Annotated in this window: 21 protein-coding genes and 2 pseudogenes; 15 read left to right on the top strand and 8 right to left on the bottom strand. The window is 73.5% G+C overall.

The window, feature by feature from the left end:
- The first annotated feature begins 44 nt into the window (after nucleotides 1-44).
- From AB0I21_RS22785 to AB0I21_RS22725, 13 genes are all read left to right on the top strand, one after another.
- Nucleotides 45-770, top strand: coding sequence for a FadR/GntR family transcriptional regulator (locus tag AB0I21_RS22785; protein WP_360563910.1), 726 nt, complete (start codon nucleotides 45-47; stop codon nucleotides 768-770).
- Between the two features lie 404 nt (nucleotides 771-1174).
- Nucleotides 1175-2785, top strand: a complete 1611-nt coding sequence (locus tag AB0I21_RS22780) for an ABC transporter substrate-binding protein (RefSeq protein WP_360563908.1) — start codon at nucleotides 1175-1177, stop codon at nucleotides 2783-2785.
- 109 nt (nucleotides 2786-2894) lie between these two features.
- Nucleotides 2895-3857 (top strand): ABC transporter permease, encoded by a 963-nt coding sequence (locus tag AB0I21_RS22775; protein ID WP_360563907.1) that lies wholly within the window; start codon nucleotides 2895-2897, stop codon nucleotides 3855-3857.
- On the top strand, nucleotides 3854-5797 hold the full coding sequence (locus tag AB0I21_RS22770; RefSeq protein WP_360563905.1) for a dipeptide/oligopeptide/nickel ABC transporter permease/ATP-binding protein: 1944 nt from the start codon (nucleotides 3854-3856) through the stop codon (nucleotides 5795-5797). Before AB0I21_RS22775 ends, AB0I21_RS22770 begins: the two co-directional genes overlap by 4 nt.
- Nucleotides 5794-6852: an ABC transporter ATP-binding protein gene (locus AB0I21_RS22765; protein WP_360563903.1), complete on the top strand. Its 1059-nt coding sequence runs from the start codon at nucleotides 5794-5796 to the stop codon at nucleotides 6850-6852. The genes AB0I21_RS22770 and AB0I21_RS22765 overlap by 4 nt, the downstream gene beginning before the upstream one ends.
- Nucleotides 6849-7829: a dihydrodipicolinate synthase family protein gene (locus AB0I21_RS22760; protein ID WP_360563901.1), complete on the top strand. Its 981-nt coding sequence runs from the start codon at nucleotides 6849-6851 to the stop codon at nucleotides 7827-7829. Before AB0I21_RS22765 ends, AB0I21_RS22760 begins: the two co-directional genes overlap by 4 nt.
- A complete protein-coding gene (locus tag AB0I21_RS22755) occupies nucleotides 7826-8776 on the top strand; it encodes an ROK family protein (RefSeq protein ID WP_360563900.1) in 951 nt (316 codons plus the stop codon). The genes AB0I21_RS22760 and AB0I21_RS22755 overlap by 4 nt, the downstream gene beginning before the upstream one ends.
- A gap of 28 nt (nucleotides 8777-8804) precedes the next feature.
- Nucleotides 8805-9494 carry an N-acetylmannosamine-6-phosphate 2-epimerase gene (locus AB0I21_RS22750; RefSeq protein WP_360563898.1) on the top strand — a complete coding sequence of 230 codons (690 nt, stop codon included), beginning with the start codon at nucleotides 8805-8807 and terminating at the stop codon, nucleotides 9492-9494.
- Nucleotides 9491-10441 carry an alpha/beta hydrolase gene (locus AB0I21_RS22745; protein WP_360563897.1) on the top strand — a complete coding sequence of 317 codons (951 nt, stop codon included), beginning with the start codon at nucleotides 9491-9493 and terminating at the stop codon, nucleotides 10439-10441. The genes AB0I21_RS22750 and AB0I21_RS22745 overlap by 4 nt, the downstream gene beginning before the upstream one ends.
- 106 nt (nucleotides 10442-10547) lie before the next feature.
- Nucleotides 10548-12938: a glycoside hydrolase family 3 C-terminal domain-containing protein gene (locus AB0I21_RS22740; protein ID WP_360563895.1), complete on the top strand. Its 2391-nt coding sequence runs from the start codon at nucleotides 10548-10550 to the stop codon at nucleotides 12936-12938.
- Nucleotides 12939-13037: 99 nt separating this feature from the next.
- Nucleotides 13038-14057 (top strand): helix-turn-helix domain-containing protein, encoded by a 1020-nt coding sequence (locus tag AB0I21_RS22735; RefSeq protein ID WP_360563893.1) that lies wholly within the window; start codon nucleotides 13038-13040, stop codon nucleotides 14055-14057.
- A gap of 25 nt (nucleotides 14058-14082) precedes the next feature.
- Nucleotides 14083-15093 carry a type I glyceraldehyde-3-phosphate dehydrogenase gene (gene gap, locus AB0I21_RS22730; protein ID WP_360563891.1) on the top strand — a complete coding sequence of 337 codons (1011 nt, stop codon included), beginning with the start codon at nucleotides 14083-14085 and terminating at the stop codon, nucleotides 15091-15093.
- A gap of 30 nt (nucleotides 15094-15123) precedes the next feature.
- Nucleotides 15124-16062, top strand: coding sequence for a hypothetical protein (locus tag AB0I21_RS22725; protein WP_360563889.1), 939 nt, complete (start codon nucleotides 15124-15126; stop codon nucleotides 16060-16062).
- Between the two features lie 13 nt (nucleotides 16063-16075).
- Here the strand turns inward: AB0I21_RS22725 and AB0I21_RS22720 are convergent, their stop codons facing one another.
- Complete coding sequence (locus AB0I21_RS22720; RefSeq protein WP_360563887.1) at nucleotides 16076-17266, bottom strand: cytochrome P450; 1191 nt, start codon at nucleotides 17264-17266, stop codon at nucleotides 16076-16078.
- 161 nt (nucleotides 17267-17427) lie between these two features.
- Between AB0I21_RS22720 and AB0I21_RS22715 the strand changes: the two genes are divergently transcribed.
- On the top strand, nucleotides 17428-18828 hold the full coding sequence (locus AB0I21_RS22715) for a glutamate decarboxylase (RefSeq protein ID WP_360563885.1): 1401 nt from the start codon (nucleotides 17428-17430) through the stop codon (nucleotides 18826-18828).
- A 266-nt stretch (nucleotides 18829-19094) separates the two neighbouring features.
- Here the strand turns inward: AB0I21_RS22715 and AB0I21_RS22710 are convergent, their stop codons facing one another.
- Both AB0I21_RS22710 and AB0I21_RS22705 read right to left on the bottom strand, forming a co-directional pair.
- Nucleotides 19095-19544, bottom strand: a complete 450-nt coding sequence (locus AB0I21_RS22710) for a DUF4440 domain-containing protein (protein WP_360563884.1) — start codon at nucleotides 19542-19544, stop codon at nucleotides 19095-19097.
- A 262-nt stretch (nucleotides 19545-19806) separates the two neighbouring features.
- Entirely contained in the window at nucleotides 19807-20733 is a 927-nt protein-coding gene (locus AB0I21_RS22705; protein WP_360563882.1) for an oxygenase MpaB family protein, read from the bottom strand.
- A 238-nt stretch (nucleotides 20734-20971) separates the two neighbouring features.
- On the opposite strand from AB0I21_RS22705, the gene AB0I21_RS22700 reads away from it, so the two are divergent.
- Entirely contained in the window at nucleotides 20972-21799 is an 828-nt protein-coding gene (locus tag AB0I21_RS22700) for a DUF1214 domain-containing protein (protein WP_360563881.1), read from the top strand.
- A gap of 73 nt (nucleotides 21800-21872) precedes the next feature.
- Here AB0I21_RS22700 and AB0I21_RS22695 read toward each other — a convergent pair whose 3' ends face one another.
- The 5 genes and pseudogenes from AB0I21_RS22695 to AB0I21_RS22675 all read right to left on the bottom strand — a co-directional run bounded on the left by AB0I21_RS22695 (nucleotide 21873) and on the right by AB0I21_RS22675 (nucleotide 25550).
- Entirely contained in the window at nucleotides 21873-22496 is a 624-nt protein-coding gene (locus tag AB0I21_RS22695) for a hypothetical protein (RefSeq protein WP_360563879.1), read from the bottom strand.
- Between the two features lie 4 nt (nucleotides 22497-22500).
- Nucleotides 22501-24510 (bottom strand): hypothetical protein, encoded by a 2010-nt coding sequence (locus tag AB0I21_RS22690; protein ID WP_360563878.1) that lies wholly within the window; start codon nucleotides 24508-24510, stop codon nucleotides 22501-22503.
- Between the two features lie 36 nt (nucleotides 24511-24546).
- A pseudogene (locus AB0I21_RS22685) lies at nucleotides 24547-24855 on the bottom strand (DUF6326 family protein); the annotation flags it as partial.
- An 82-nt stretch (nucleotides 24856-24937) separates the two neighbouring features.
- Nucleotides 24938-25366: pseudogene (locus AB0I21_RS22680) on the bottom strand (sensor domain-containing protein); the annotation flags it as partial.
- 49 nt (nucleotides 25367-25415) lie between these two features.
- The gene (locus AB0I21_RS22675; protein WP_360563876.1) at nucleotides 25416-25550 is read right to left on the bottom strand and encodes a hypothetical protein; all 135 of its coding nucleotides are present in this window, start codon (nucleotides 25548-25550) and stop codon (nucleotides 25416-25418) included.
- Between the last annotated feature and the right edge of the window lie 113 nt (nucleotides 25551-25663).

Raw genomic sequence — 25663 nt, 5'->3', positions numbered from 1 at the left:
TCATGACGAGAGTGCCCTCGGGTGGGGGTAGGGAGGGTCAGTTCATGCGCGCGGACATCAAGCCGGTCCGGCCGGACCGCACCTTGCTACGGCAAGCGGTGACGGACCGCATCAAGACGTACATCATCGACAACCGGCTCCGGCCGGGTGATTCCCTGCCGACCGAGGCGGAGCTGTGCGACGCGCTCAACGCCAGCAGGTCGAGCCTGCGCGAGGCGATCAAGACGCTCGCCGCGCTCGACATCGTCGAGGTCCGCCACGGATCGGGCACCTTCGTCGGCCGGTTGTCGCTGTCTTCCCTGGTGGAGAGCCTTACCTTCCGGGGCCTGCTCAGTCCCGGGGACGACGTGCGGGCCCTGCGGGACCTCGTGGACGTCCGGCAGCTGTTCGAGGAGGGCATGGCGGCCCGGATCATCGAGCGGCTCGACGAGGCGCACGTGGCCAGCCTCGAGCGTGCGGCGTCGGAGCTGGAGCGCTGTGCGCCCGGTAGCGCGCCGCAGGTCGAGGCCGACCGCCAGTTCCATCGGCTCCTCATGGAGCCGTTGGGTAACCATCTCGTCAGCCAGCTCACCACCGCCTTCTGGGACGTGCACGCCATCGTGGCGCCGTATCTGGGCATGTCCAGCCCGCAGGAGGACGCCGAGGCCCTGGCCGCGCACCGGGCCATGGTGGAGGCGGCCCGCCGGCGCGACGTGGACGCGTTCGCCGCCGCCGTGGTGCAGCACTACGCGCCGGTCCGCCGGCGGATCACCGCCGCCGACACCGGCTGACCCCCGTCGGCCGGGCCCGGCGGTCCTCGCGCCGGTACTGCGCCGGTACTGCGCCGGTACTGCGCCGGTACTGCGGCGGTCTCGGTGCGCGCTATGGTCCGAGAGCATGAATACGCAGCGTGACGAATGCTCCGTTCGACGGCGGCGTCACGCGGTGCTGTCGTGCCCGCCGGCGGGCCGGGGCGCGGGTCGACCACGCACGCCGCCAGCAGGCATGTTGCGGCTTCGGCGGGGGTCGCCCGGATGGACGGGCGGTGTGTGCCCATGCCGGCGGGTCGCCGGAATCGATGTTGCGCATCCGTTACAGATGGTTCTCGCCACGGCCTTGACTCAGCCCTGTCAGGCTTCTAGCGTACCGCCTACATTGATCAGACATACGATGTCTTACAACCTCGGGAGTAGGCATGAAGAACAGCTTCGAAGGCGTGTCCAGGCGCGACCTTCTGCGGTACACGGGCATCCTCGGCGCGGCGACCGCCATCACCGCCGGCCTCGGCGCCTGCGGCGACGGCGACGGTGACAGCGGCACCACGAGCGGCGCCGACAGCGGCCCGGCCGGCAAGACGATCGAGGCCACTCTGGCCTTCACCCTGTCCAGCGCGTTCGACCCGATGAACGCCTCCAGCGCGGTCGCCACGGCCGTGAACCAGCACGTCTTCGAGGCGCTGATCGACCTCGACCCGATCACGCGCGAGCCCTACCTGGCTCTCGCGGGCGCGCAGCCGACGCCCAGCGCCGACGGCCTGACCTGGACCGTGACCCTGCGGGAGGGCGCGAAGTTCTCCGACGGCACCCCGGTGACCGCCGAGGACGTGGCGTGGTCGTTCCAGCGGGCGATGGACCCGGCCAACAAGGCGCTCATGGCGGGCTTCATCACCTTCCTCGACAAGGTCACCGCGAAGGACCCGCGCACCGCGGAGTTCACCCTCAAGCACCCGTTCAGCCTGTTCCCGCAGCGGATCGCGGTCATCAAGATCGTGCCGAAGGCGAAGACCGGCGACGCTGCGGCGTCCAAGGCGTTCGACACCGCGCCGATCGGCTCCGGCCCGTTCACCGTGGTCAGCGCCAACGCCACCGCCGGCGTCGTGATGGGCATCAACGCCGCCTACAACGGCTCGCGCCCGGCGAAGGTCGAGAAGATCACGCTGCGGACCAGCTCGGACGGCACCGCCCGGCTCAACGACCTGCGGGGTGGCTCCTCCCAGGCGATCGAGGCCGTGCCCTACCTCGACGTCAAGGCGCTCAGCGGCGGCGACCGCAAGGTCGAGGAGAAGCAGGCCTTCAACCACATGTTCCTGATGTTCAACTGCACGGCCGCGCCCTTCAGTGACAAGCGGGTGCGCCAGGCGCTGCACTACGCCATCGACAAGGACAAGGTCATCAAGACGGCGCTGCAGGGCTACGGCACGGCGGCGACGAGCTACCTCGACGCGGGCAACGCCGGCTACCAGCAGGCCGGCACCGTCTACAACTACGACCCGGACAAGGCCAAGAGCCTCCTCGCCGCGGCGGGCGCGAGCAACCTGTCATTCGAGCTGCACACCACCGACGCCGCGTTCATCAAGGACAGCGCCCCCATCGTCATCGACGCCTGGAAGGCGATCGGGGTGAACGCCACGCTCAACACCATGCCGTCCTCGGCGATCTACGGCACCGTCGTGCCGGGCCCGAACTTCCGGGTCCTCGCCGCCTCAGGCGACCCGACGACCTTCGGCCCGGACGTGGACCTGCTGCTGCGCTGGTTCTATCTCAACCAGACGTGGACCAAGGACCGGCACCGCTGGACCAACGACCAGGCCAAGCAGTGCGCGCAGCTCATCGAGTCGGCCGCGAAGGCCTCCGGCGCCGAGCAGAAGGCGATCTGGAAACAGGCGCTGGACATCATCGCCGAGGAGGTCCCGCTGTACCCGGTGTTCCACGTCAAGATGGTGACCGCGCACGACCCCAAGAAGCTCAAGAACTTCCAGGGCGCCTCGACCACCGGCCTGTACTTCCTCAACACGTCGCGGGCGTGAAGCCTCGCCCCCTGAGGTTTGAGCGAATGCCGCCGGACGCCGGCCGGACCCGTGATCCCGGTCCGGCCGTGACTCCGGCGGCGCACCCCGACAACGGAAGGAGCGGCGGGTGAACGCAATCCTCGGCATCGTCCTGCGCCGGCTCTCGGCGCTCGTCCCGCTGATGCTCGGCATCATCCTGTTCATCTTTCTCGTCATGGCGCTGTCACCGAACAACGCGGCGATCTCCGTGCTGGGCAACCAGGCGACGGCAGAGCAGATCGACGCGTTCAACAAGGCCAACGGCCTGGACCGGCCGCTGCTCGTGCGCTACGTGGACTACCTGTGGTCGCTGCTGCAGGGCGACCTCGGCAACACCTTCTCCCTCAACGTGCCGATCAGCTCGGTGATCTCCGAGGCGCTGCCGGTCACGTTGCAGCTGACCTTCCTCGGCGTCCTCGGCGCGATCGTGGTGGCCCTCGCGCTCGGACTGACCGGAGCGCTCTACCGGGACCGCTGGCCCGACCAGCTCACCCGGCTGCTGTCGATGGCGGGCATCTCCATCCCGTCGTTCTGGCTGGCGATCCTGCTCATCCAGCAGCTGTCGACGATCGGCGGCGGATCGCTGCCGAGCGGGCACTACGTGCCACCGTCCGAGTCGTTCAGCGGCTGGCTGCAGCACATGATCCTGCCCGCCGTCGCACTCGCCGTGCCGGTCGGATGCGCGCTGGCCCGGGTCGTGCGCACCTCGATGGTGGAGGAGCTCGACAAGGACTACGTGCGCACCGCGATCGGTGCCGGTCTGCCACCGATCGTGGTGGTCGGCCGCAACGTGCTGCGCAACGCCCTGCTGACCCCGATGACCGTCCTCGGCCTGCAGGTCGGCTACCTGATCGGTGGCGCGATCATCATCGAGGCCATCTTCACGCTGCCCGGCATGGGCACGCAGATCATGAGCGCCGTGCAGCAGAACGACATCGGGCTGGCCCGAGGACTGGTGATCGTCATCGCGCTCGGCTTCGTCATCGTGAACCTCGTCGTCGACCTGCTGTACCTGGCGGCGAACCCCCGACTCCGAGGAGCGCACGCATGATCGCGCGGGTCGTTCACGCCGCCGGCGCCGGCGTCCGCCGGCTGCCGCTGCCGGCCAGGATCTGCCTCGGGCTGCTGCTGGTGGTCGTCGCGGTCGGGGTCGCCGCGCCCTGGCTCGTCCGGCACGACCCCACGCAGGTCGCCCTCGCCGCGCCGTCGACCGGCCCGAACGGCGACTTCTGGTTCGGCGTCGACCGGCTCGGCCGGGACATCTTCTCCCGCCTGGTCGCCGGCACCCGGCGCTCACTGATCGTCGGCTTCTGCTCCGCCGGGCTGGCATTGCTCGCCGGGGCGGTCCTCGGCGCGGTCGCGGCCACCAGCCGGCGCGCCGTCGACGAGATCATCATGCGGGTCCTGGACGTCGTGATGGCGTTCCCCACCATCGTGCTCGCCGCGATCCTGGTCGTCGCGTACGGCAACGACAGCCTCCCGGTCCTCGTCGGCGCCATCGGGTTCGTCTTCACCCCGCAGATCGCGCGGCTGGTCCGGGCCAACGTCGCCGCCCAGTACCACGAGGACTACGTCGCCGCCGAGCGCGTGATCGGCGCCGGGCGCTGGCACATCGTCGTGCGGCACGTCGCCCGCAACTGCGCGGCGCCGATCCTGGTGTACGCCACGATCATGGTGGCCAACGCGATCGTCTTCGAGGCGTCGCTGTCGTTCATCGGCGGCGGTCTCCAGCCGGAGGCGGGCCCGTCGTCCTGGGGCAGCGTCATCGCCTACGGGCAGCAGCTGCTGGCCAGCAAGGGCTGGTGGGCGACCTTCTTCCCCGGCCTGCTGATCCTGCTCACCGTGCTCAGCCTGAACATCCTGGCGGAGGGCATCTCCGACGCCTGGGCGGCACCGGCCGGCCGGCGCCGCCGCGGCTCCGGCGAGCCGCTGGACAAGGCGGTCGCGGACCGCACGCCGGTCACCCTGCCGGGCCTGGCCGAGGCGGCGGCCCGGATCGCCGCCGCGGCCCGCCCGCCCGTCACCGCGGCGCCGGTGCTGTCCGTGCGGGACCTCCGCGTCGGCTTCCCCGGCAGCCACGACGGCGTCGACATCGTCGACGGGGTGAGCTTCGACGTGCGCCCCGGCGAGGTGCTCGGACTCATCGGCGAGTCCGGTTGCGGCAAGTCACTCACCGCGCTGACGCTGATGGGCCTGCAGCCGCGCGGTGCCCGGATCGGCGGCACCGTCGACTTCGCCGGCACCGACCTGCTCACCCTGCGCGGCGCCGCCCGGCGGGCCGTGACGGGCCGGCAGGTCGCGATGATCTACCAGGACGCGCTCTCGGCGCTCAACCCGTCGATGACCGTCCGGGCGCAGCTCAAGCAGATCATCCGCCGCGGCGGCACCCGCACGGCGGCCGAGCTGATGACGCTCGTCGGGCTGGACCCCGACCGGACCCTGTCGTCCTACCCGCACGAGCTGTCCGGCGGGCAGCGGCAACGCGTCGTCATCGCGATGGCGCTGGCCCGCGACCCGAAGCTGGTCGTCGCGGACGAGCCGACCACCGCGCTGGACGTCACCGTCCAGGCGCAGGTCATCGAGCTGCTGCTGCGGCTGCGTGCCGAGCTCGGCTTCGCGCTCGTCCTCGTCTCCCACGACCTGGCACTGGTCAGCGACGTCTGCGACCGGATCGCGGTGATGTACGGCGGGCACATCGTCGAGCACGGCGCCACCGCGGCCGTCCTGGCCGCGCCGGCCCACCACTACACCCGTGGGCTGCTGGGCTCGGTGCTGTCACTGGAGTCGCAGGCGGCGCGGCTGGTGCAGATCAGCGGCACGGTGCCCTCACCCGCCGACTTCCCGGCCGGCTGCCGGTTCGCCGACCGTTGCCCGAGCGCGACCGAACGCTGCGACCGGCAGCGCCCGGTGCTCGCCGAGCTCAACGGTCACCTGGCGGCCTGCCACCACCCGGCACCACACGACAACGATGTGAAGGTGGCTGTCCAATGACCGCACCGTCCCCCGTGAACCCGGGGAGCCTGGCGGAGCTGCGTGAGGTCAGCGTCGAGCACCGGGCGCCCGGCGGCTCGCTGCTCAACCGCGACCGCGTGCACGCCCTCACCGGCGCGGACGTCACCGTCGCGCCCGGCGAGACGGTCGGCGTCGTCGGCGAGTCCGGCTGCGGCAAGTCGACCCTGGTGAAGGTCCTCGTCGGCCTGCAGCGGCCGACCGCGGGCACGGTCCTGCTCGGCGGCCGCGACATCTGGCGGCTGGGCACCACCGAGCGTCGCCGGCACATCGGCCGGACCGTCGGCATGGTCTTCCAGGACCCGTCGACGTCGCTCAACCGCCGCCTGCCCGTCGAGCGGATCATCGCCGATCCGCTGGACGTGCAGCGGTGGCGCAGCCCGCGGGAACGGCAGCAGCGCGTCGGGGAGCTGCTGCACCTCGTCGGCCTGCCGTCCTCGGCGCGCGACGCGCTGCCCGCTCACCTGTCCGGCGGGCAGCGGCAGCGGGTGGCGATCGCCCGGGCGCTCGCCCTGGAGCCGGCGCTGCTCGTCGCCGACGAGCCGACCTCCGCGCTGGACGTGTCGGTGCGGGCGCAGATCCTCAACCTGCTCATGGACCTGCGCGAGCGGCTCGGGCTCGCCATGGTGTTCGTGTCGCACGACCTGCAGACGGTCCGGCGCGTGTCGGACCGGATCGTCACCATGTACCTCGGCCGCGTGGTCGAGGAGCTGCCGGTCGCGCGCATCGAGCGGGGGCGCCACCCGTACACGCAGGCGCTGTTCTCAGCCACACCCGGACTGCTGCGACCGATGCGTCCGATCCCGCTGACCGGCCCGGTCCCGTCCGCGGTGCGCCCGCCGTCGGGCTGCCCGTTCCGAACCCGGTGCTGGCGCGCCACCGACACGTGCGCCACTGCGATGCCGCCGTACGCCGAGGACAGCGCCGACCCGGCCCAGCGGTTCCGCTGCTACCACCCTGTCACCGATTACTCGGATCTGCACCGCGCCGCCGGCTCGGCGGACGATGCCGGCCGATCCACTGAGGAGCACGTATGACCAGCACCATCACCTCCACGACCGCCGCGGCGGCCACCGCGGGATCCGCGGGGCCCCGGGGGCTGACCGGCGTGGTGCCGCCGGTGTGCACCCCGCTCACCCCGGACCTGGAGGTGGACGTCGCGTCGCTGCTGCGCCTGGTCGACTTCCAGCTGGCCGGCGGCGTGGACGGGCTGTTCGTGCTCGGCTCCTCCAGCGAGGTGGCGTTCCTGCCGGACCGGCACCGCGCCACGGTCGTCGACGCGGTCGTGCGGCACGTCGCCGGGCAGGTGCCGGTGCTGGTGGGGGTCATCGACATGACGACCCTGCGGGTGCTCGACCACGCGCACCGGGCCGTGCGCGCCGGCTGCGCCGGCATCGTCGTCACCGCGCCGTTCTACACCCGGACCCACCCGGCGGAGGTCGAGCTGCACCTGCGGCGCGTCGCCGAGCAGTGCCAGACGCCGGTGTACGCCTACGACCTGCCGGTGTCGGTGCACACCCGGCTCGACCCGCAGATGCTCCTGCGGCTCGCCGCCGACGGGGTCCTCGCCGGGCTCAAGGACTCCACCGGCGACGACGCCGGGCTGCGGGACCTGCTCGCCGCGCGCGACGACGCCGGGCTGTCCACGTTCAGCGTGCTCACCGGCTCGGAGCTGACCGTCGACAACGCGCTGCGGATGGGCGCCGACGGGGTGGTGCCGGGCCTCGGCAACGTCGATCCGCACGGGTACGCGACGCTCTACCGGCACGCGGTGGCCGGCGAGTGGGACCTCGCCGCCCGCGAGCAGGAGCGGCTGCTGCGGCTGATGCGGATCGTGCACGTGGGCTCGCCGGCGCGGATGGGCCGCGGATCCTCGGCGCTGGGCGCGTTCAAGGCGGCCCTGCGGCTGCGCGGCGTCATCGACCACGCGGTCACCGCGCCGCCGCAGATCCAGCTCGACGACGCCGAGATCGACGCCGTGCGGCGCACGCTGGTGGCGACGGGGCTGCTGTGACCGAGGGCACCACTGACCGGCGCCGCGCGTGGATCGCGGTCGACATCGGCGGCACGAAGATCGCGGCGGGGCTGGTCGAGGACACCGACCGGGTCCTGGAACGCACCCAGGCCGGCACACCGAGCGGCGGCCCGGCGATCCTCGACGCCACGGCGCGGCTCGTCCGGGAGATGCGCGGGCACGCCGAGCGGTGGGGGGTCGAGGTGGGCGCCGCCGGCGTCGGCGCCCCCGGCGTCATCGACCCGGCGACCGGGACGGTCCGCTCGGCCACCGACATCGTGCCCGGCTGGGCCGGGACCGCGGTGAGCGCCGAGCTGACCGCCCGCACGGGCCTGCGGACCACCGTCGCCAACGACGTGCGCGTCGCCGCGATGGGCGTGGCGCGGGACCCGGCGGTCGCGCCGTTCCGGGACGTCCTGCACGTCTCGATCGGCACCGGTGTCGGCGGCGCCCTGCTGCGGCACGGTGCCGCGGTGGCGGGCCCGCACGCCAGCACCGGCGAGCTGGCGCATCTGCTTGTCCCCGTGCGCGGCGCGATCCCGTGCGGCTGCGGGCGCATGGACCATCTCGAGGCGGCGGTCGCGGGCCCGGCGATCGCCGCGGTGTACGCACGGCACCTCGGCGTCGACGTGCTGCCGCTCACCGAGGTCGTGGCACGGCTGCGTGCGGGCGACCGGGTCGCGGACATCGTGGTCCGCGGCGCGGGACGCCTGCTCGGCCGTGCCCTGGCCGGCCTGGTCGCCGCCGTGGACGTCGACGCGGTGACCCTCGGGGGCGGGGTCGCGCTCAACGTCGCCGAGTTCAGCGGCGCCGTCGGCGAGGCGTTCCGCGAGGAGGCGCTCCCGCCGCTGCGGTCCGTGCCCGTCCTGGTGCCGGCCACCGGTGCCGACACCGTGCTGCTGGGGGCGGCGCACCTGGCCCGCACCGCCGCCGCCGCGCCCCGCTGAACCTTTCGCCATCCGTACAGGAGCAAGTGTGTACCTCACCGAATTCATGACGGCGATCCGCGGCGGACTCGTCGTCTCGTGCCAGGCCGGGCCCACGCATCCGTTGCGGGACACGGCCACGATCCGCCGCCTCGCCGAGGCCGCCGTGCTCGGCGGCGCCACCGCCGTGCGGTGCGGCGGGGTCGGTGGCCTGGCCGATGTCCGTGCCGTCGCCGACGCCGTCACGGTGCCGGTCATCGGGCTGACGAAGCGCGGCGGCAGCGGCGTGTTCATCACCCCGACCGTCGCCGACGCCCTGGAGGTGCTGGCCGCCGGGGCGGACGTCGTGGCCACCGACGCCACGGCCCGGCCCCGGCCGGACGGCGCGTCCCTGCGCGACACCGTCCGGGCGGTGCACGACGCCGGCGGGCTCGTCATGGCCGACGTGTCCACAGTGGCCGAAGGGGTCGCGGCGGCCGCCTGCGGCGCGGACCTCATCGCCACCACGCTGTCGGGGTACACCCCGTACAGCAGGCAGGACGGCGGGCCCGACCTCGCCCTCGTGCGCGAGCTGGCCGCCGAGGTGCCGTCCGTGCCGGTCGTCGCCGAAGGGCGCTACCACCGGCCCGAGCACGTCCGGCAGGCCCTGGACGCGGGCGCGGCCGCCGTGGTCGTCGGCACCGCGATCACCGACCCGGCCTGGATCACCAGCAGGTTCGCCGAGGTGACGGACCGGTGACGATCGTGCGCCCCCCGTTCGACCCGGCCGTCGGCGCGGTGCTCGAGCGGATGCGCGCCGACGGCACCCTGGTCTCGGTCACCGCGGACCAGATCGCCGGGCGTCGTGCGAGCGCGGTCCCGGAGGACCTCTCGGCGTTCCCGGTCGAGCGGCGGGACCTGACCATCGCCGGCTATCAGGGCGCGGCCCTGGAGGTGTCGGTGTTCAGCAGGTCCACTGTGGACGGACCGGCACCCGTGGTGCTGCACTTCCACGGCGGCGGCATGATGCTCGGCGACCGCTTCGCCGGCATGTCCGCCGTGCTGCCCTGGGTGGTCGAGCACGGTGCGGTGGCCGTGACCGTCGACTACCGGCTCGCCCCCGAGCACCCGGACCCGGTCCCGGTGGAGGACTGCTACGCGGCGCTGCTCTGGGTCGCCGGGCACGCCGCCGAGCTCGGCGCCGACCCGGACCGCATCGTGCTCGTCGGGGCCAGCGCCGGAGGTGGCCTGGCGGCCGGCACGGCGCTGCTGGCCCGCGACCGCGGGGGACCGGCGCCGCTCGGGCAGCTGCTGATCTGCCCGATGCTCGACGACCGGGACCAGACGGTGTCGATGCGGCAGTTCGACGGCGTCGGCGCCTGGGACCGGGTCAGCATCCGCACCGGCTGGACCGCCCTGCTCGGCGACCGGCGGGCCACCGGCGACGTGTCGATCTACGCGGCACCCGGCCGCGCGACCAGCCTCGCGGGCCTGCCGGCGACGTTCATCGACGTGGGCTCGGCCGAGGTCTTCCGGGACGAGGACGTCGCCTTCGCCACCCGGATCTGGGCCGACGGCGGCGTCGCGGAGCTGCACGTGTGGCCGGGCGGCACGCACGGCTGGGACCAGCTCGTCCCGCGGTCGCCGATGGCCCGCCAGGCCGTGCGGGCCCGTGACGAGTGGATCGCCCGGCTGCTTCGGCGGTGACCGGCAGCGCCGGGCACCGCGGGCGTCAGGCCCCGCATGGTCACCGCGCCGTGCGGAAGGCATGCTGGACGCGCCCGCCGCTCGAACGACCCCGCCTGGAGCGTCCATGACCGCGCTGCCCCGTGCCGCCGCGCTGACCCTCGCGCAACGGATCCGCCTGCTGTCCGGCGGTGACGTGTGGCGGACCCGGGCGCTGCCCGAGGCCGGCGTGCCGGCCGCCGTCCTGAGCGACGGGCCGCACGGCCTGCGGTTCCAGGCCGACGCCGGCGACCACCTCGGCGTCACCGGCAGCGAACGGTCCACGTGCTTCCCGACGGCGGTGACCATCGCCAGCGCCTGGGACGAGGACCTGGCGGAGCGGATCGGGCAGGCCCTCGCCGTCGAGGCGCGGGCCCTGGGCGTCGACGTCGTGCTCGGGCCCGGCCTGAACATCAAGCGGCACCCGCTGTGCGGCCGCAACTTCGAGTACTTCTCCGAGGACCCGCTGCTCAGCGGCCGGCTCGCCGCGGCGATGGTGACCGGCCTGCAGCAGCACGGGGTCGGGGCCTGCCTCAAGCACTTCGCGGTCAACAACCAGGAGTCCCACCGGTTCGTCGTCGACGCGGTCGTCGACGAGCGGACCCTGCGCGAGCTGTACCTGTCCGGCTTCGAGCACGCGGTGAAGACCGGCCGGCCGTGGCTGGTCATGGCGGCGTACAACAACGTCAACGGCCACCCGGCGACCCAGCACCACCGCCTGCTCACCGGCATCCTGCGCGACGAGTGGGGCTTCGACGGCCTCGTGGTGAGCGACTGGGCCGCCACCAACGACCGGGTCGCGGCCGTCGCCGCCGGCATGGATCTGGAGATGCCCGGCAGCCACGGCCTGTTCGACCGTGAGGTCGAGGAGGCGGTCACGTCCGGGCGGCTCCCCGACGAGCTGGTCACCGAGTCCGCCCAGCGGGTGCTCGACCTGGTGGCGAGGTCGGCGCGCACCCGGGGTCCCGCGATCCCCGTCGACGACCACGACGCCCTGGCCCGCCGCGCCGCCGCCGAAGGCACAGTGTTGCTCACCAACGACGGCGTCCTGCCGCTGGCCCCCGGCCGCTCGGTCGCGCTGATCGGCGCGTTCGCGGAGCATCCCCGGTACCAGGGCAGCGGCAGCTCGCAGGTCGCCCCGACCCGGATCAGCACCGCCCTGGACGAGCTGACCCGCCGCGGCGTGACCGTCACCTACGCGCCCGGGTACGACCCCGTCCACGCGCGCCCCGACCCGGCCCTGATCGCCGAGGCCGTCGCCGCCGCCCGCGCCGCCGACGTCGCCGTCGTCATGGTCGGGCTGCCGCCGGCCAAGGAGAGCGAAGGGTTCGACCGCACCGACCTCGCGCTGCCCGCGCAGCACGACGAGCTCGTCGCGGCCGTCTGCGCGGCCAACCCGCGCACCGTCGTCGCGCTGTCCAACGGCGCGCCGGTGCTCATGCCGTGGAAGGACGCCCCGGCGGCGATCGTCGAGTCCTACCTCGGCGGTCAGGCCGGTGGTGCGGCCCTCGCCGACGTGCTCTACGGCGACGTCGAACCATCCGGGAGGCTGGCCGAGTCGTTCCCGGCGTCGCTGGAGGACGTCGCCGCGGACCCGTACTTCCCCGGCGACCCGCACCAGGTCGAGTACCGGGAAGGCCTGTACGTCGGCTACCGGTTCCACACGACCGCACAGCGCGAGCCGCTGTTCCCGTTCGGGCACGGGCTCAGCTACACCACCTTCGAATGGGACGGCATCGGCGTGGACCGCGCCACCGTCCAGGCCGGTGACGACGTCACCGTCACCGTGACCGTCACCAACACGGGGGCGCGGCCGGGCGCCGACGTAGTCCAGGTCTACCGGCACGACCGCACCGGGGTCGTCGCCCGCCCCCGCCGCGAGCTCGCCGGGTTCGCGAAGGTCCACCTGGAGCCGGGGGAGCGGCGGACCGTCACCGTCACCGTCGCGGCCAGGGCGTTCGCGTTCTACGACGTACGCGTCGCCGGCTGGCGGACCCCGCCGGGCGCCCACGACCTGGAGGTGGCACGGTCCAGCGCGGACGTGGTCGGCGTGGTCACGATCGCGGTGGAGGGCGGCGTCAGCACCGCCGCCGAGCCGGTCGGCGCGCCTCTGGTCGCCGCCGACGACGAGCAGTTCGAGCGGCGGCTGGGGCACCCGGTCCCGCGGCCCCGGCCGGTGCGCCCCTTCACCCGCCAGTCCACCCTCGACGAGGTCGGCACGACCCGCCCCGGCCGGCTGCTCAAGGCGATCCTGTGGCGGATGGCCCCGATCGACGACGACGTCCGGGCGGACCCGGCCGCGCTCGCCATGTACGAGCACGGCATCAACGAGCTGCCGCTGCGCGGCGCCGCCATCTTCTCCGACGGCCGCCTGCGCCTGGGCACCGTCGACGCGCTCGTGCACCTGTTCAACGGGCGACCGGGCCGGGCCGCCGCCCGCGCGCTGACGTCGCTCGCCGCCGCGGTGCGCCGGCGGTGACCGGCGCGATGGCGAGAAACTTGTGGTACGTGGCTTTCCCGCCACTGTCCGGGCGGCCCGTGCCGATGTGACGCTGCACGGGTGAGAGGAGGGGCAGCCGTGACCGACGGGGTGCATCGAGTCGTGGTGCTCGTGCTCGACGGGGCCAAGCCGCTCGACGTGGGCATTCCCGCGCAGGTGTTCACCAACCGGCCGAGCATGCCGTACGCGGTGCACGTGTGCGGGGCCGCGCCGGGTCTCGTGGCCGGTGGGGACGGGCTCGCGTACCACGTCGCCGAGGGGCTCGACGCGTTCGACGCGGCCGACACCGTGTTCATCCCCGGGTACCGCAACCCGGATCGCGAGGAGCCGCCGGCCGAGGTCGTCGCCGCGCTCCGCGCCGCCCACGCGCGCGGGGTCCGGCTCGCCGCGATCTCGACCGGGGCGTTCGCGCTCGCCGCGACCGGGCTGCTGGACGGCAAGCGGGCCACCACACACTGGCATTACACGCGTGAGCTGGCCCGGCGCCATCCGGCGATCCTCGTCGACGAGGACGTGCTGTTCGTGGACGAGGGGGAGGTGCTCACCTCGGCCGGGGCGGCCAGCGGGATCGACCTGTGCCTGCACCTCGTGCGCCGCGACCACGGGGTCGCCCTGGCCAATCACGTGGCGCGGCGGCTCGTGGCGGCACCGTACCGCAGCGGGGGACAGGTGCAGTACATCCCGCGCAGCGTGCCGGAGGCGGTCGGCGAGCACTTCGCGGCGACCAGGCAGTGGGCCCTCGAACGGCTCGACGAGCCGCTCGCGCTCGAGGACCTGGCCCGCAACGCGAACGTGTCGGCGCGGACGCTGTCGCGGCGGTTCGTGGAGGAGACCGGGTACACGCCGACGCAGTGGATCCTGCGGGCGCGGGTGGACCGGGCGCGGGAGCTGCTGGAGCGCAGCGGGCTCGGGGTGGAGCAGGTCGCGGCGCGGGTCGGGCTCGGGACCGGGTCCAACCTGCGGCTGCACTTCCAGCGGATTCTGGGCACCTCGCCGAGCGAGTACCGCAAGACGTTCGCCCGCCCGAACGGCTCGGTGGCGGCGCGGTCGGGTGGCGGGATCCTTGCGGAGACTGGCGAACCATCCGCTGTCGGCTGACCTCGCAAACCAGCACGATTAGCACATGACAGGACGAATTGCCATCAACGGGTTCGGTCGCATCGGGCGTGGCGTGCTGCGCGCGATCGTCGAACGCGACAGCGACCTCGAGGTCGTCGCCGTCAACGATCTCGCCGCGCCGGCGGCGTTGGCGCAGCTGCTGAAGTACGACACCACGCTCGGGCGCTTCGGGCGCATCGTCGCGGTCGACGGCGACGACCTGCTCGTCGACGGCCGGCGCATCCACGCGCTCGCCGAGCGGGAGCCGCTCAAGCTGCCGTGGGCCGAGCTGGGCGTCGACATCGTGCTCGAGACCACCGGCCGGTTCACCGCCGCCGACGCGGCCCGCGCGCACCTCGAGGCCGGCGCCGAGCGGGTGCTCGTCGGCGCGCCCTCGGCCGGGGCCGACGTGACGCTCGCGTACGGCGTGAACACCGAGGCGTACGACCCGTACCGCCACACGATCGTGTCGAACGCCTCCTGCACCACCAACGCCCTCGCGCCGCTCGCCGCCGTGCTCGACGGGCTGGCCGGGATCGAGCACGGGTTCATGACCACCGTGCACGCCTACACCCAGGAGCAGAACCTCCAGGACGGCCCGCACCGGGACCCACGCCGGGCCCGGGCCGCCGGGGTGAACATCGTGCCGACCACCACCGGCGCCGCCAAGGCGATCGGGCTCGTCCTGCCGGGCCTGGCCGGGCGGCTGTCCGGCGACTCGATCCGGGTGCCGGTCCCGGTCGGCTCGCTGGTCGAGCTCAACGCGACCGTCGAGACGGAGGTGACGCGCGACGCCGTGCTGGACGCCTACCGGAAGGCGGCCGAGGGTCCGCTCAAGGGCGTCCTGTCATACTGCACGGACCCCATCGTCAGCGCGGACATCGTCGGCGACCCGGCGTCGTGCATCTTCGACTCGGCGCTGACCAGGGTCGACGGCCGGCACGTCAAGGTCGTCGGCTGGTACGACAACGAGTGGGGCTTCGCCAACCGCGTCGTGGACACCCTGACGCTGATGAGCACGAAGCGGATCGCCTAGAACGGGGGACGGGTACTAGGTTCGGTACCCGTGGGTGCACTCGGGCGGGTCGGCGGAGCCTTCGTGGCGGGACCGGAGTTGTCGCTGCTGGACGGGCGGCTGGGAATCGCGCCGCCGGACGGGGCCCGGGTCGAGGCACGGCCGCAGTCGCTGATGGGGGTGGCGGCGTCGGCGCGGACCGAGACCCGGGTGGTGTACGACGTGGACGGCGAACGGCTGGTGCTGCTGGCGACCGAGCTGTTCCGGACGGTGGCCGGTGATCTCGGGGCGGCCGTCGGTGCGGTGGCCGCGTCCGGGCCGCTGCCCGCCGGTCAGCGGCTCGTCCCGATCCCGGTCCCGGGCGACGCGGTGGCCTACGGTTTCCAGCCGCTGGACACGACGCGCCAGGCCGTGCCGATCGCGGACGCGTTCGTGCGGGCCGGGAACGAGAGCGTCGTGCGGGTGCAGCTGTTCGTGTCGCCGAACGCCGCCGACGACCCGGACGGTCTGGCCGGGCTCGCCGAGCGGATCCTGTCCACCGTCACCCCGGGCGGGCGTAAGCCCGGCGCGGCGGCCGGCACGAGGACGCTGGCCGGGCTGGACGGCCGGCCGGTCCTGGCCCTGGACGCGCCGGCCGGTTGGGTCGCATACCAGGAGTTCGGCCTGTCGTTCGCGGTGCTGCGCCTGCGGCGGCTGACGCCGCTGGACGGGCCGTACGTGGCGGGCAGCGTGTACCGGGGCAGCGTACCGTCGCTCGTGCACACCGCCTTCCCGCAGGACGCGGTGACCCGGACCGGCGGGCGGCTGCTCGGGCTGCCGACCGACTGGATCCACGTGTTCCCGAAGGACGACGGCACCCCGCCCCGGCACCTGCGGGAGGCGCTCGTCGAGGACGGCGGCGGGCAGTTCGTCCACGCCATGGCCGAGACCGGGGACGTCACGTACGAACCGGAGATCGACGCGCTGCTGGGCTCGTTGAGGCGTTACTGACCGGCCCTGGGGCTCAGGCGGGGGTGACCTCCACCGGCAGCTTCGTCGGGGACAGCATCACCCACGGGTTGCGGAACATTGCCGCTCCGGTGTCGACGGCGATCGTCCGGTACCGCCGCAGCAGCAGCTCCATCGCGATCCGCGCCTCCAGCCGGGCCAGCGGCGCGCCGATGCAGAAGTGGATGCCGTGCCCGAAGGTCAGGTGCGGGTTCGGGTCGCGCCGGATGTCGAAGCGCGCCGGGTCGGCGAAGACCCGGGCGTCGCGGTTGGCGGCGGCCAGCCAGGCGACGACGACGTCGCCCTCCGGCACGGTCACCCCGCCGACGGCGGTGTCGGCGGTGGCCCGCCGGGCCAGGCGCGGGAACGGGGTGCGCAGGCGCAGCACCTCCTCGATCGCGTCCGGCACGAGCGCCGGGTCGGCCCGCAGCTGCGCCGCCGCGTCCGGGTGCTGGTCGAGGGTGGCGACCGTGTTGCCCAGCGTCGCCGTCGTCGTGATGTGCCCGGCGAGCAGCAGCAGCCCGACGAAGCCGATGATCTCCTCGTCGTCGAGCTGCTCGCCGTCGGCCTCCGCGTGGACCAGGCCGCTGGTGAGGTCGTCGCCGGGGGCCGCGCGCCGCGCCCGCACGTGCCGCAGGAGGTACTCGTTCATCTCCCGCAGCACCGGTGCGACCGCGCGGACCCGCTGCTCGTCCATCATCCGGGTCAGCGGATCGTCGGGGCCGATCTCCGGCCGCTCGAACAGCGCGTCGGCCCACCGCCGGAACACCGGCCGGTCCTCCGCCGGGATGCCGAGCAGCTCGGCGATGACGATGACGGGCAGCGGGTACGCCAGGTCGTCGACCAGGTCGAACCGCCGCGCATCGGCGACCTCGCCGAGCAGCTCCTCGGTGACCGCGGTGATGCGCGGGGCCAGGCCGGCCACCACCCGCGGCGTGAACGCCCGGCTCACCAGCCGCCGCAGCGAGTCGTGGCGGGGCGGGTCCATCTGGACGAAGTTGCCGCGCCGGAACAGCTCCAGGTCCTCCTGGCGGGGCAGCAGGTCGCCCAGGTCGGAGGAGAACCGGTGCGGGTCTCCGAGCACCGCCGTGACCTCGGGGTGCCCGAGCACCAGCCAGGAGCGTTGCCGCTCGTCGTAGTGCACGTCGCCGGCGAGGCGCGCGTGCTCCAGCCAGGTGAACAGATCGGGCAGCGTGCGGGTTGTCATCTCCGGTCACTCCCCTCGCGGGTACGCCGGTCGCGGGCTACCCGCCGGACGGACCCGCAAACCGTGCCGTGTGGTCCTCGACAGCCCCGTGTCGCGGCCCCGTCAGCGGGTAGGCGGGCTCCCGGTGCGGACGGTGCCGCCGCCGGCAGGAGGGAACGACGATGGTGCTGCACAGGGCAGGCTCGCCACGGCGGCCGCAGGTCGCGGACGGCAACCCGTTCGCGACGGTCGCCAACCCGGCGCTGGCCGAGCAGGTGACCGGTCCCAGCGACGCGCTGGCCGAGGATCCGGTGCCCGCCGACACCGCCTGGCAGCTCGTGCACGACGAGCTCATGCTCGACGGCAACGCCCGGCTGAACCTCGCCACGTTCGTGACGACCTGGATGGAGCCGCAGGCGGTCCGCCTGATGACCGAGTGCGTCGACAAGAACATGATCGACAAGGACGAGTATCCGCAGACCGCCGAGTTCGAGCGGCGCTGCGTCAACATCCTCGCCGACCTGTGGCACGCCCCGGACCCGGCCGGCGTGGTCGGCTGCTCGACGACCGGGTCCAGCGAGGCGTGCATGCTCGCCGGCCTGGCCCTGAAGCGGCGCTGGTCGGCCGGGCGCGCGGCCGGCGAGGTCCGGCGGCCCAACCTCGTGATGGGCATCAACGTGCAGGTCTGCTGGGAGAAGTTCTGCAACTACTGGGAGGTCGAGCCCCGGCTGGTGCCGATGGAGGGCGACCGGCTGCACCTGACCGCGCAGGAGGCGGTGGCGCACTGCGACGAGAACACCATCGGCGTGGTCGCGGTCCTCGGCTCGACGTTCGACGGCAGCTACGAGCCGGTCGCCGAGATCGCGGCGGCGCTCGACGCGCTGCAGCGGCGCACCGGCTGGGACATCCCGGTGCACGTCGACGGCGCCTCGGGGGCGATGATCGCACCGTTCCTGGACCCGGACCTGGAGTGGGACTTCCGGCTCGGGCGGGTCGCCTCCATCAACACCTCGGGACACAAGTACGGCCTGGTGTACCCCGGTGTCGGCTGGGTCCTCTGGCGCGACCGCGACGCCCTGCCGGAGGAGCTCATCTTCAACGTCAACTACCTCGGCGGCAGCATGCCGACGTTCGCGCTGAACTTCTCCCGGCCGGGCGCGGAGGTCGTCGCGCAGTACTACACCTTCTTCCGCCTCGGCCGCGCCGGCTTCCGCGCCGTCCAGCAGGCGTCCCGCGACGTGGCCCTCCACCTCTCCGGCGAGATCGCCGCCATGGGCCCGTTCCGGCTGCTGACCCGCGGTGACCAGCTGCCGGTGTTCGCGTTCACCACGAACGCCGACGTCGAGGCGTTCAACGTGTTCGACGTGTCCCGGCGGCTGCGCGAACGCGGCTGGCTGGTCCCGGCGTACACCTTCCCCGCCGACCGCACCGATCTCGCCGTGCTGCGGGTCGTGGTCCGCAACGGCTTCACCCACGACCTGGCCGACCTGCTGCTCGCCGACCTGCGCCGGCTGCTGCCCGAGCTGGAGGCCCAGCCCGGACCGCTGCACACCGCCGGCGACGCCACCGGATTCCACCACTGAGGGCTGCTACAGCTCACCCGCTCACTCACCCGATGCCGGCACCGGCCGGGCGTAGCATGGGACTTGCCTGCGAGACGACCGGGCGAAGCTGGTAAAACAGTGGAGCCGGATAGCATCGGGAGATCGAGAGGTCGATCGGTGTTGTCGAATACCTGAACCGGTAGCGCCGGGGAAGGTAGATCGCCTCGCAGGTTAATTTTGCGTCCTCAGACGCGTCCCCAGGCAGCGCCCCGGCACGGGCCCAGCACTGGGCCTCGGCGCGCCGTTCAGGCGCCGAACGCCCCGCGCGGCATGTCGCCCCAGCCGGCCTGGATCATGCTGGTGAAGCGCCACTCGCCGCCCGTCTTGGCCATCACGTCGACGTATCGCATGTGCTGCACCTGCTCGCCGGTGGTGACCGTGCTGTCGGTGACGACGACGGCCAGGTCGGCGTTGAGGAACACGGGCCGGCGGTGGTTGTCCAGCCGCGGCCGCGGCTCGCCGACGGCGGCGCCCATCGCCTGGATGAACGTGGCGCGGTCCCACTGCTGCGTCACGCACTCGCCGGCCGAGTCGTTCGTCGTCACCGTCAGCGGGAACAGCGCGACGTCGGCCATGCGCTCGACGTCACCCCGCTCGGCGAGCGCGTCGTAGGCGGCGAACCAGTCCAGCAGTCGCGTGACGTCCTCGTCCTCGGGCGTGTAGGCGGCACTGGTGATCGGGCTCTGGTCTGACAACGTCACTCCCTGGTCGATTTCTCTGTACAGCGTAGAGAGTAACTGTGCGTCGACACCTTCCGCAACCCGGATCGTGACCGGGCGGCCCGTGCCGCGTCAGCTGGTCCGTTGCCGGAACTCGGCCGGGTACTGCACCTGCCAGCGGTCGTCGCAGCGGCAGAGGACGGTCACGTTCCAGTCGTGCCCGGGCAGCAGGACGAACGGTCCCTTGGCGGACCGGACGTCGCTGTGCCAGATCGGCCACGGCAGGTGCGGCGGCGCGCTACCGCGGCAGGTCCTGCGGGTCCGGTGCCGGGTCTCGGCGCAGCCACCGCTCGTCTAGCGACGCCGGCGGGGCGGGGGCGCCGAGGTCGGCCGGGCGATACCCGGTCGGGTAGCCCGGGTAGGTGCGGTTGTGGGGTGACGTTCCCAGCTTCGACACCCGCCGGGGCGGCAGGAGCAGCCGCACCGCCGCCGCCCGAGCCCGCAGCGTCGCCCCGGACAGGGCGGTCAGCCAGCGTGGGGCGGGGCGGAAGCCGAACGCGGCGAGCATCGGCGGGTCCAGCATCGCGCGGACCCCCAGGCGGGCCATCGGCCGCAGCGGCGCCGGGAACCAGCTCGCGAACAGCCCGACCGTGTATTGCCCGACCCGGGCGTTGGCGTCGCTGTAGCGGAAGTTGGCCGCCTCGTAGTCGCGCTTGAACGCCCGGAACTCCTCGAAGTCCGACGGGATGTCGCGGATCGCCATGCGCAGCCCGACCTGGCGGTAGAAGTGGAACGCGGCGAGGCGCTCGTGCTCGGTGAGCGGCCGCCAGCCGAAGCGGTCCAGCCAGTCGATCGGGTCGTAGACGAACGTGGCCAGCACATACCGCATGTCGTCGTTGTCGATGGCGTACCGGCCGTGGGCGCGGTTGATGACCCGCAGCGCCTCCCTGCCTCGGGGCGAGTCGTAGCCGTGCGCGGCCAGCTCCGCCATGAGCAGCTGCGTGTCGTCGTAGCGGCGCTGTGGCCGGTCCCGGAACTCGCCGGTCGCGTCGAGCAGGGCCGAGATCGACGGCACGCAGTACGTGCGGAACAACGCGAACTCGAGCGCCCTCGTGTAGTCCCAGGGGAACTCGTGACCGGCGGAGATCCGGTAGATCTCCTCGTGGTCGCGCGCCGGGTCCAGTTGCTCGATCCGTCTGCGCCAGCGCATCCGGTCAGCGACCACGGCACCCACCTCCGCCGTCAGCGTGCCACGGATCCGCGGCTGCCGGAAGCCTGGTGGCCGCGACGTCGTCCCCCCCTTTTACCGTGGGTGATGCCGTTCCCGCCCTCTGTGACGCAAAGCCGACCCGGCGTATCTGCCCGGCCCCGGCGGCCGTCCTCCCCGCAACCGTGTAGGCCCATTGCGAGGAGGACCGACGTGAACGCTTCGGAAGCGGCGTTGAGCAGGCACGTCGGTGCGGATGACCACGCTGCAGAACTACCTCGTCTGTCCGAAGGCCGGCGCGACTGAGATCCTCAAGCTGTCGAACTTCGCCATCAGCGTCAAGAAGGAAGCCGACGACCTCGCGCAGGACGACCCGAGGGCGCTGCTGGACCTGATGCAGCGTGGCGTGAACGACCTGAGCACCTGGCCCATGAGCCGGGACGACCGGCAGCTCGCCCAGCAGTTCGACGACATCTACCTGGCGGCGAAGCTGGCGGACCGCGACGGCGACGCCCGCCCGATGAAGACGATCACCGAGGCCGTCGGTGCGGCCTGGACGAAGATCCAGACGAACTGGACGAGCAGCGCCAGCACGACGGGCTGGATCCACCCGACGAACTTCGCCGAGTGGGGGACCGACTATCTGGACCGGGCGTCGGGCAACGAGTTCATCCAGTACGGCAACAACGCGGTGGCCGCGGGCTACTGGCACGCCTTCGTCGACGGGCAGCGCAACCCGTTGCACGGCAAGTACAGCTATGTGCTCAAGTTCAGCAAGGACCAGGTCCCGGACGCCGCCCGGTTCTGGTCGCTCACCGCGTACACCCCGGACACCATCGAGCTGATCCCCGGCCAGAGCAAGTTCGTCGTCGCGCGGTACACGCCGGACCTGTACACGGCGCCGGACGGCTCGATCACCGTCTACATCGGACGCAACCGGCCCGCGAACGCGCCCGCGGCGAACTGGTTGCCGGTGTCCGATGCCCCGTTCAACATCATGCTGCGGGTGTACGGGCCGGAGGACAACACCGACCCCGGCAACAACCCGCCCTACAACCCGCCGCCGATCAACCTGAGCAACTGAGGCGGCCGGGTGTCACCGGCCCGGCGGCGACCGGGCCGGTTTCCGCCTGACCGCGGCTGGAGTCGCTGGGCGCTCAGTCCCACCATGCGGCGGTGCCGACAACGGCCGCCGCGGGGCTGGTCCCGGCGAGCGTCTCGATGGCCCCGGCGAGGCCGGTGATGGCGGCGAGGCCGATGCGCCGGTCCTGGGCGTCGAGGCCGGTCCGTAGGACGAGCACGGCGGTCCGGGCGGTCGCGGCACCGGGCTGTGCGTCGAGACACCGGCGGGCCCGGCGGGCGACCGCCAGCATCGCGTGCGCGGCGTGGTCGCTGTGTGGGTCGACGGCGGTGCCGGCCGCCGCGGCTGCGGCCCGGGGCAGCAGCGCCGCCGGCAGGTGCGGGGCGATCTCGGCGACGGCGTTTGCCCGGGCCTGTCCGTGCCACTCTCGCCGAGCGCGGACGGTGTCTGGTTCGATGGCGATCGCCTCGGCGGCGTCCAAGGCCTGGGCGCCGGTCTCGACGCGCTGGTGCTCCGGAAGGACGGGCAGCAGCCGGCTGAGGGCTCTCACCCGGAGTTTGCGGTCGTCGACCTCGGCCGCGGCCGCGAGAGCGCCGGCGACGGCGTCGTCGCGGGCGGGTGCCGGCAGGTGGGGCGCGAGCCAGGTCAGGGCGAGAGCCCGCGGGTACGCGCCGGACATCCCGGTCGCCGCCCGCAGCACATGGTCACGGCGGTGCGCGGGCAGGTGCGGTGCGAGGCGGCCGAGCTCCCGGGCTCGGGAGTGCTCGTCGTCGATGAGCAGTGCGCTGTCGACGGCCTGGTCGAGCAGGTCCGCCTGTTCGGTGGGGGGTGCCGGGGACGACCTGTTCCTGGCCGCGCACGTCGGGGCCCCGGTCAGGGGCGCCGTGCTCTGGGCTGCGGGCGCCGGGCTCGCGACTGGGGACGTCGTGCTGTGGGCTGTGGGTGCCGGCGTCCCGGTCGGGGGCGCCGTGCTCCGGGCCGGTGGTGGCGGGGTCTCGGTCTGGGGCGCCGGTTGTCCGGTTGAGAGCGGTCGGGGCGAGGGCGGCCTGGGCGCGGGCCCGCCAGTCGTGGTCGCCGACGGCCGTGACGGCGGCCACCGCGCGGCGGAGGATCTCCGCGCGCACGCCGGCCGGGAGGTGCGGCGCGAGCGCGGTCCAGACCCGGGCGCGCAGCGTCGGGCTGTGCAGGGTCGGCACGGTGGCGAGGCCCTGGTCGGCGCGGTCGGCCGGCAGGTGGGCGACCAGGGCCTCCAGCGCGTGGGCGCGGTGCACCTCGTCGTGGATCGCGGTCGCCGCGGCCAGCGCGGCGTCGATGTGGCGGGTCGGCAGGTGCGGGGCGAGCCCGGCGAAGGCCGCCGCGCGCTCCTGTTCGTCGGCGATGGCAGTGGCGATGTCGAGGGCGCGGTCGGTGAGCCGGTCCGGCAGGTGGGCGGCGAGGCCGGTCAGGGTGGGGGTGCGCGCCGACCCCGGGCCGGTGGCGGCGGCGTCCAGAGCGTGCCGGACGGCGGCGGCGCGGACCGTGTCCGGCAGGTGCGGCACGAGCGCGGTCAGGGCCTTGGCGCGCAGCCCCGGGTCAGTCATGGCCTTGGCGGCGGCGAGCGCGTGCGGCAGCAGCCGGTCCGGCAGCCGCGGGGCGAGGGCGGCGAGCAGCGCGGCCCGGGGGGCCTCGAAAGGGTGACCGAGGGCGAACGCGAGCACCCCGGCGAGATGCTCGGCGGGCAGGTGCGGCACGAGCGGCGTCAGCGCGTCCGGCTGGTGGAGCCAGTCGAAGTCGGCGGCCGCCTCGACGGCCCGCTGCAGTTGCGCGGCGTCCAGGTGCGGGGCGATGGTCGCGAGGGCCAGGCCGCGATATCCGGCGTTGAAGATCGTGGCGGCCGCCGACAGCGCTCGGGCGATGGCCTCTGCGCGCCGGTCGGGCGGCAGTACCGGCACGAGCGCGGACCACGCGAAGACCTCGTGGAGGCCGGGGTTCTCGATGGTGGCGAGGGCGTTCAGCGCGGCCGAGGCCTGCCCCGGATCCAGGTGCGGGGCCAGGTAGTCGATCGCGGTGCTGCGCCAGTGGTTCCCGTCGTCCGCCAGCGGGTCGGGGTCAGGCACGGGGGGCCGGAACGCGAGCGTGTACTCAAGGGTGTCGGCGATCAGGGCCGGGCGGTCGCCGGACGGGACGTCCGGCAGTATGTGCGCGACGATCTGCACCCGGTAGAGCTCGTCTTCGGCACTCGCCCGCCTGAGCCAGTAGTCCACCCGGTGGGGTGTCTCGTGGCGCGCCAGCCGGTCGACGGTGCCGATCCCGGCCGCGCGCAGCCGGGCCGCGACCTCCGCGGAGGCGCGGTCGCGGCGGCTGTGGACGCTCGCCGCGACCAGGCCCAGCCACACCTCGTCGACGAGAGACGGTGCCGGGCCGCCGTCGGCGAGGGCGGCGTCGGTCTCCGCGGCGGCGTGCCGGCGGGCGAGGCCGACGTCGGCGAGGAAACCTTCCACGTGGTCGTGGGTCTCGTGCGCCTCGAACCAGACGTTGCCGAGCGTGCCGGTGAGCAGCAGGCGGCGCAGGTCGCGGTGGCGGCCGGCGGCGGCGAGGCCGGCGGCGAGGGTCCGCAGCGGGGCGAGGTCGTCGACGCCGGCCAGCTGCGGGTCGGCGGCGAGCGCCGGCAGGCCGGCGTCCAGGCCGCCGAACAGCGTCAGGTAGCGGTCAGGGGAGAGGTCCGGGCCCGTCACGCCGATCATGATGGCGTGCCGGGTCAACCCGCACGCTCAAGCCGTGCGCCACGTCCAGGCGTACCAGACGATGAACGCGGTGCAGCCGATCTCCACGACGCTGTACAGGACGTAGTACGTCGCCGGTGTGCCGACGGTGAGGGAGACCGCCTGGACGAGGGTCATCACGGCGCCCGCGGCGATGTTGGCCCAGCGGGCGGCCCGTTGCGGCAGTACCCGTGACAGCAGCACCATCCAGATCGGCAGCTGCATGAGGAAGCCGGCGCCGAGGAGGAACCCCGGGCTGATGCGCATGCCGTCGACCTCGCCGTCGAGCAGGTCGGTCAGCACGGCCGAGTCCATGTGGCCGAGGACGTCGCGACCAGGCCGTCCCGGCGGCGCCGACCTCGATCCGGTCGCTCATCCGGTCGGCCAGCGCGACCAGCGGCCAGAGCACGAGCAGCGGCGAGGCGGCGTACAGCAGCACGACGGCGGCGCCGAGCGGCCCGCTGACGGCACGGACCAGCGTCCAGGCCAGCACCCGCCAGCTGTGCGGGTCGCGGACCGCCGCGGCCGTCCACCGCCACGGGTCGACCAGCCGGCGCCACCGCGGGTGCCGCGGATACACGGCGCGCCGGAACCCGATCGGCGCCGGCGCCGCCACGTCCTGCCCCAGCAGGACCCGGGCCAGGAGCCGCTCGAACCGCCCGATCGGCCGCAGCAGCAGATGCGCGGCGAGCAGCAGCACCACGGTCACCGGCGCGAACCGGGTGACGATGCCCGACAGGTACAGCGAACCGACCAGCGCCGCCCAGAACACCCCGAAGACGGCGCCGAGCAGGAGGTACCCCGCTTCCCGCAGCTCCCGGCCGGTCACGAGCACATCGTGCCAGCCGTGCCGGTGCCGCCGCGCCGGGTGGCCCGGGTCATCGACGCCGGTCCCGCCGGGCCCGGGCCTTGCGTGGCCTGCGCATGGCGAGCACCTGGACCAGCGTCCCGATCGCGGTGATCAGTCCGATCACACCGGTGACGAGTTGGGTGAGTTCGAGCAGTACAGGCATCGGACGTCCATTCATCGAGGGCCGGCCACCGTTGCGGTGGCGTGGACCAGAGTCCGGCGGGCGGGCCGCGCCGGGGTGTGCGGTGCTGTCCCGCATGCCGGATCTGCGCCCGG

The sequence above is a fragment of the Dactylosporangium sp. NPDC050588 genome, from assembly GCF_040654975.1.
Taxonomy (GTDB): domain Bacteria; phylum Actinomycetota; class Actinomycetes; order Mycobacteriales; family Micromonosporaceae; genus Dactylosporangium; species Dactylosporangium maewongense.
The sequence above is the reverse complement of the archived record's forward strand: the minus strand, read 5'-3'. Positions and strand labels throughout refer to the sequence as shown.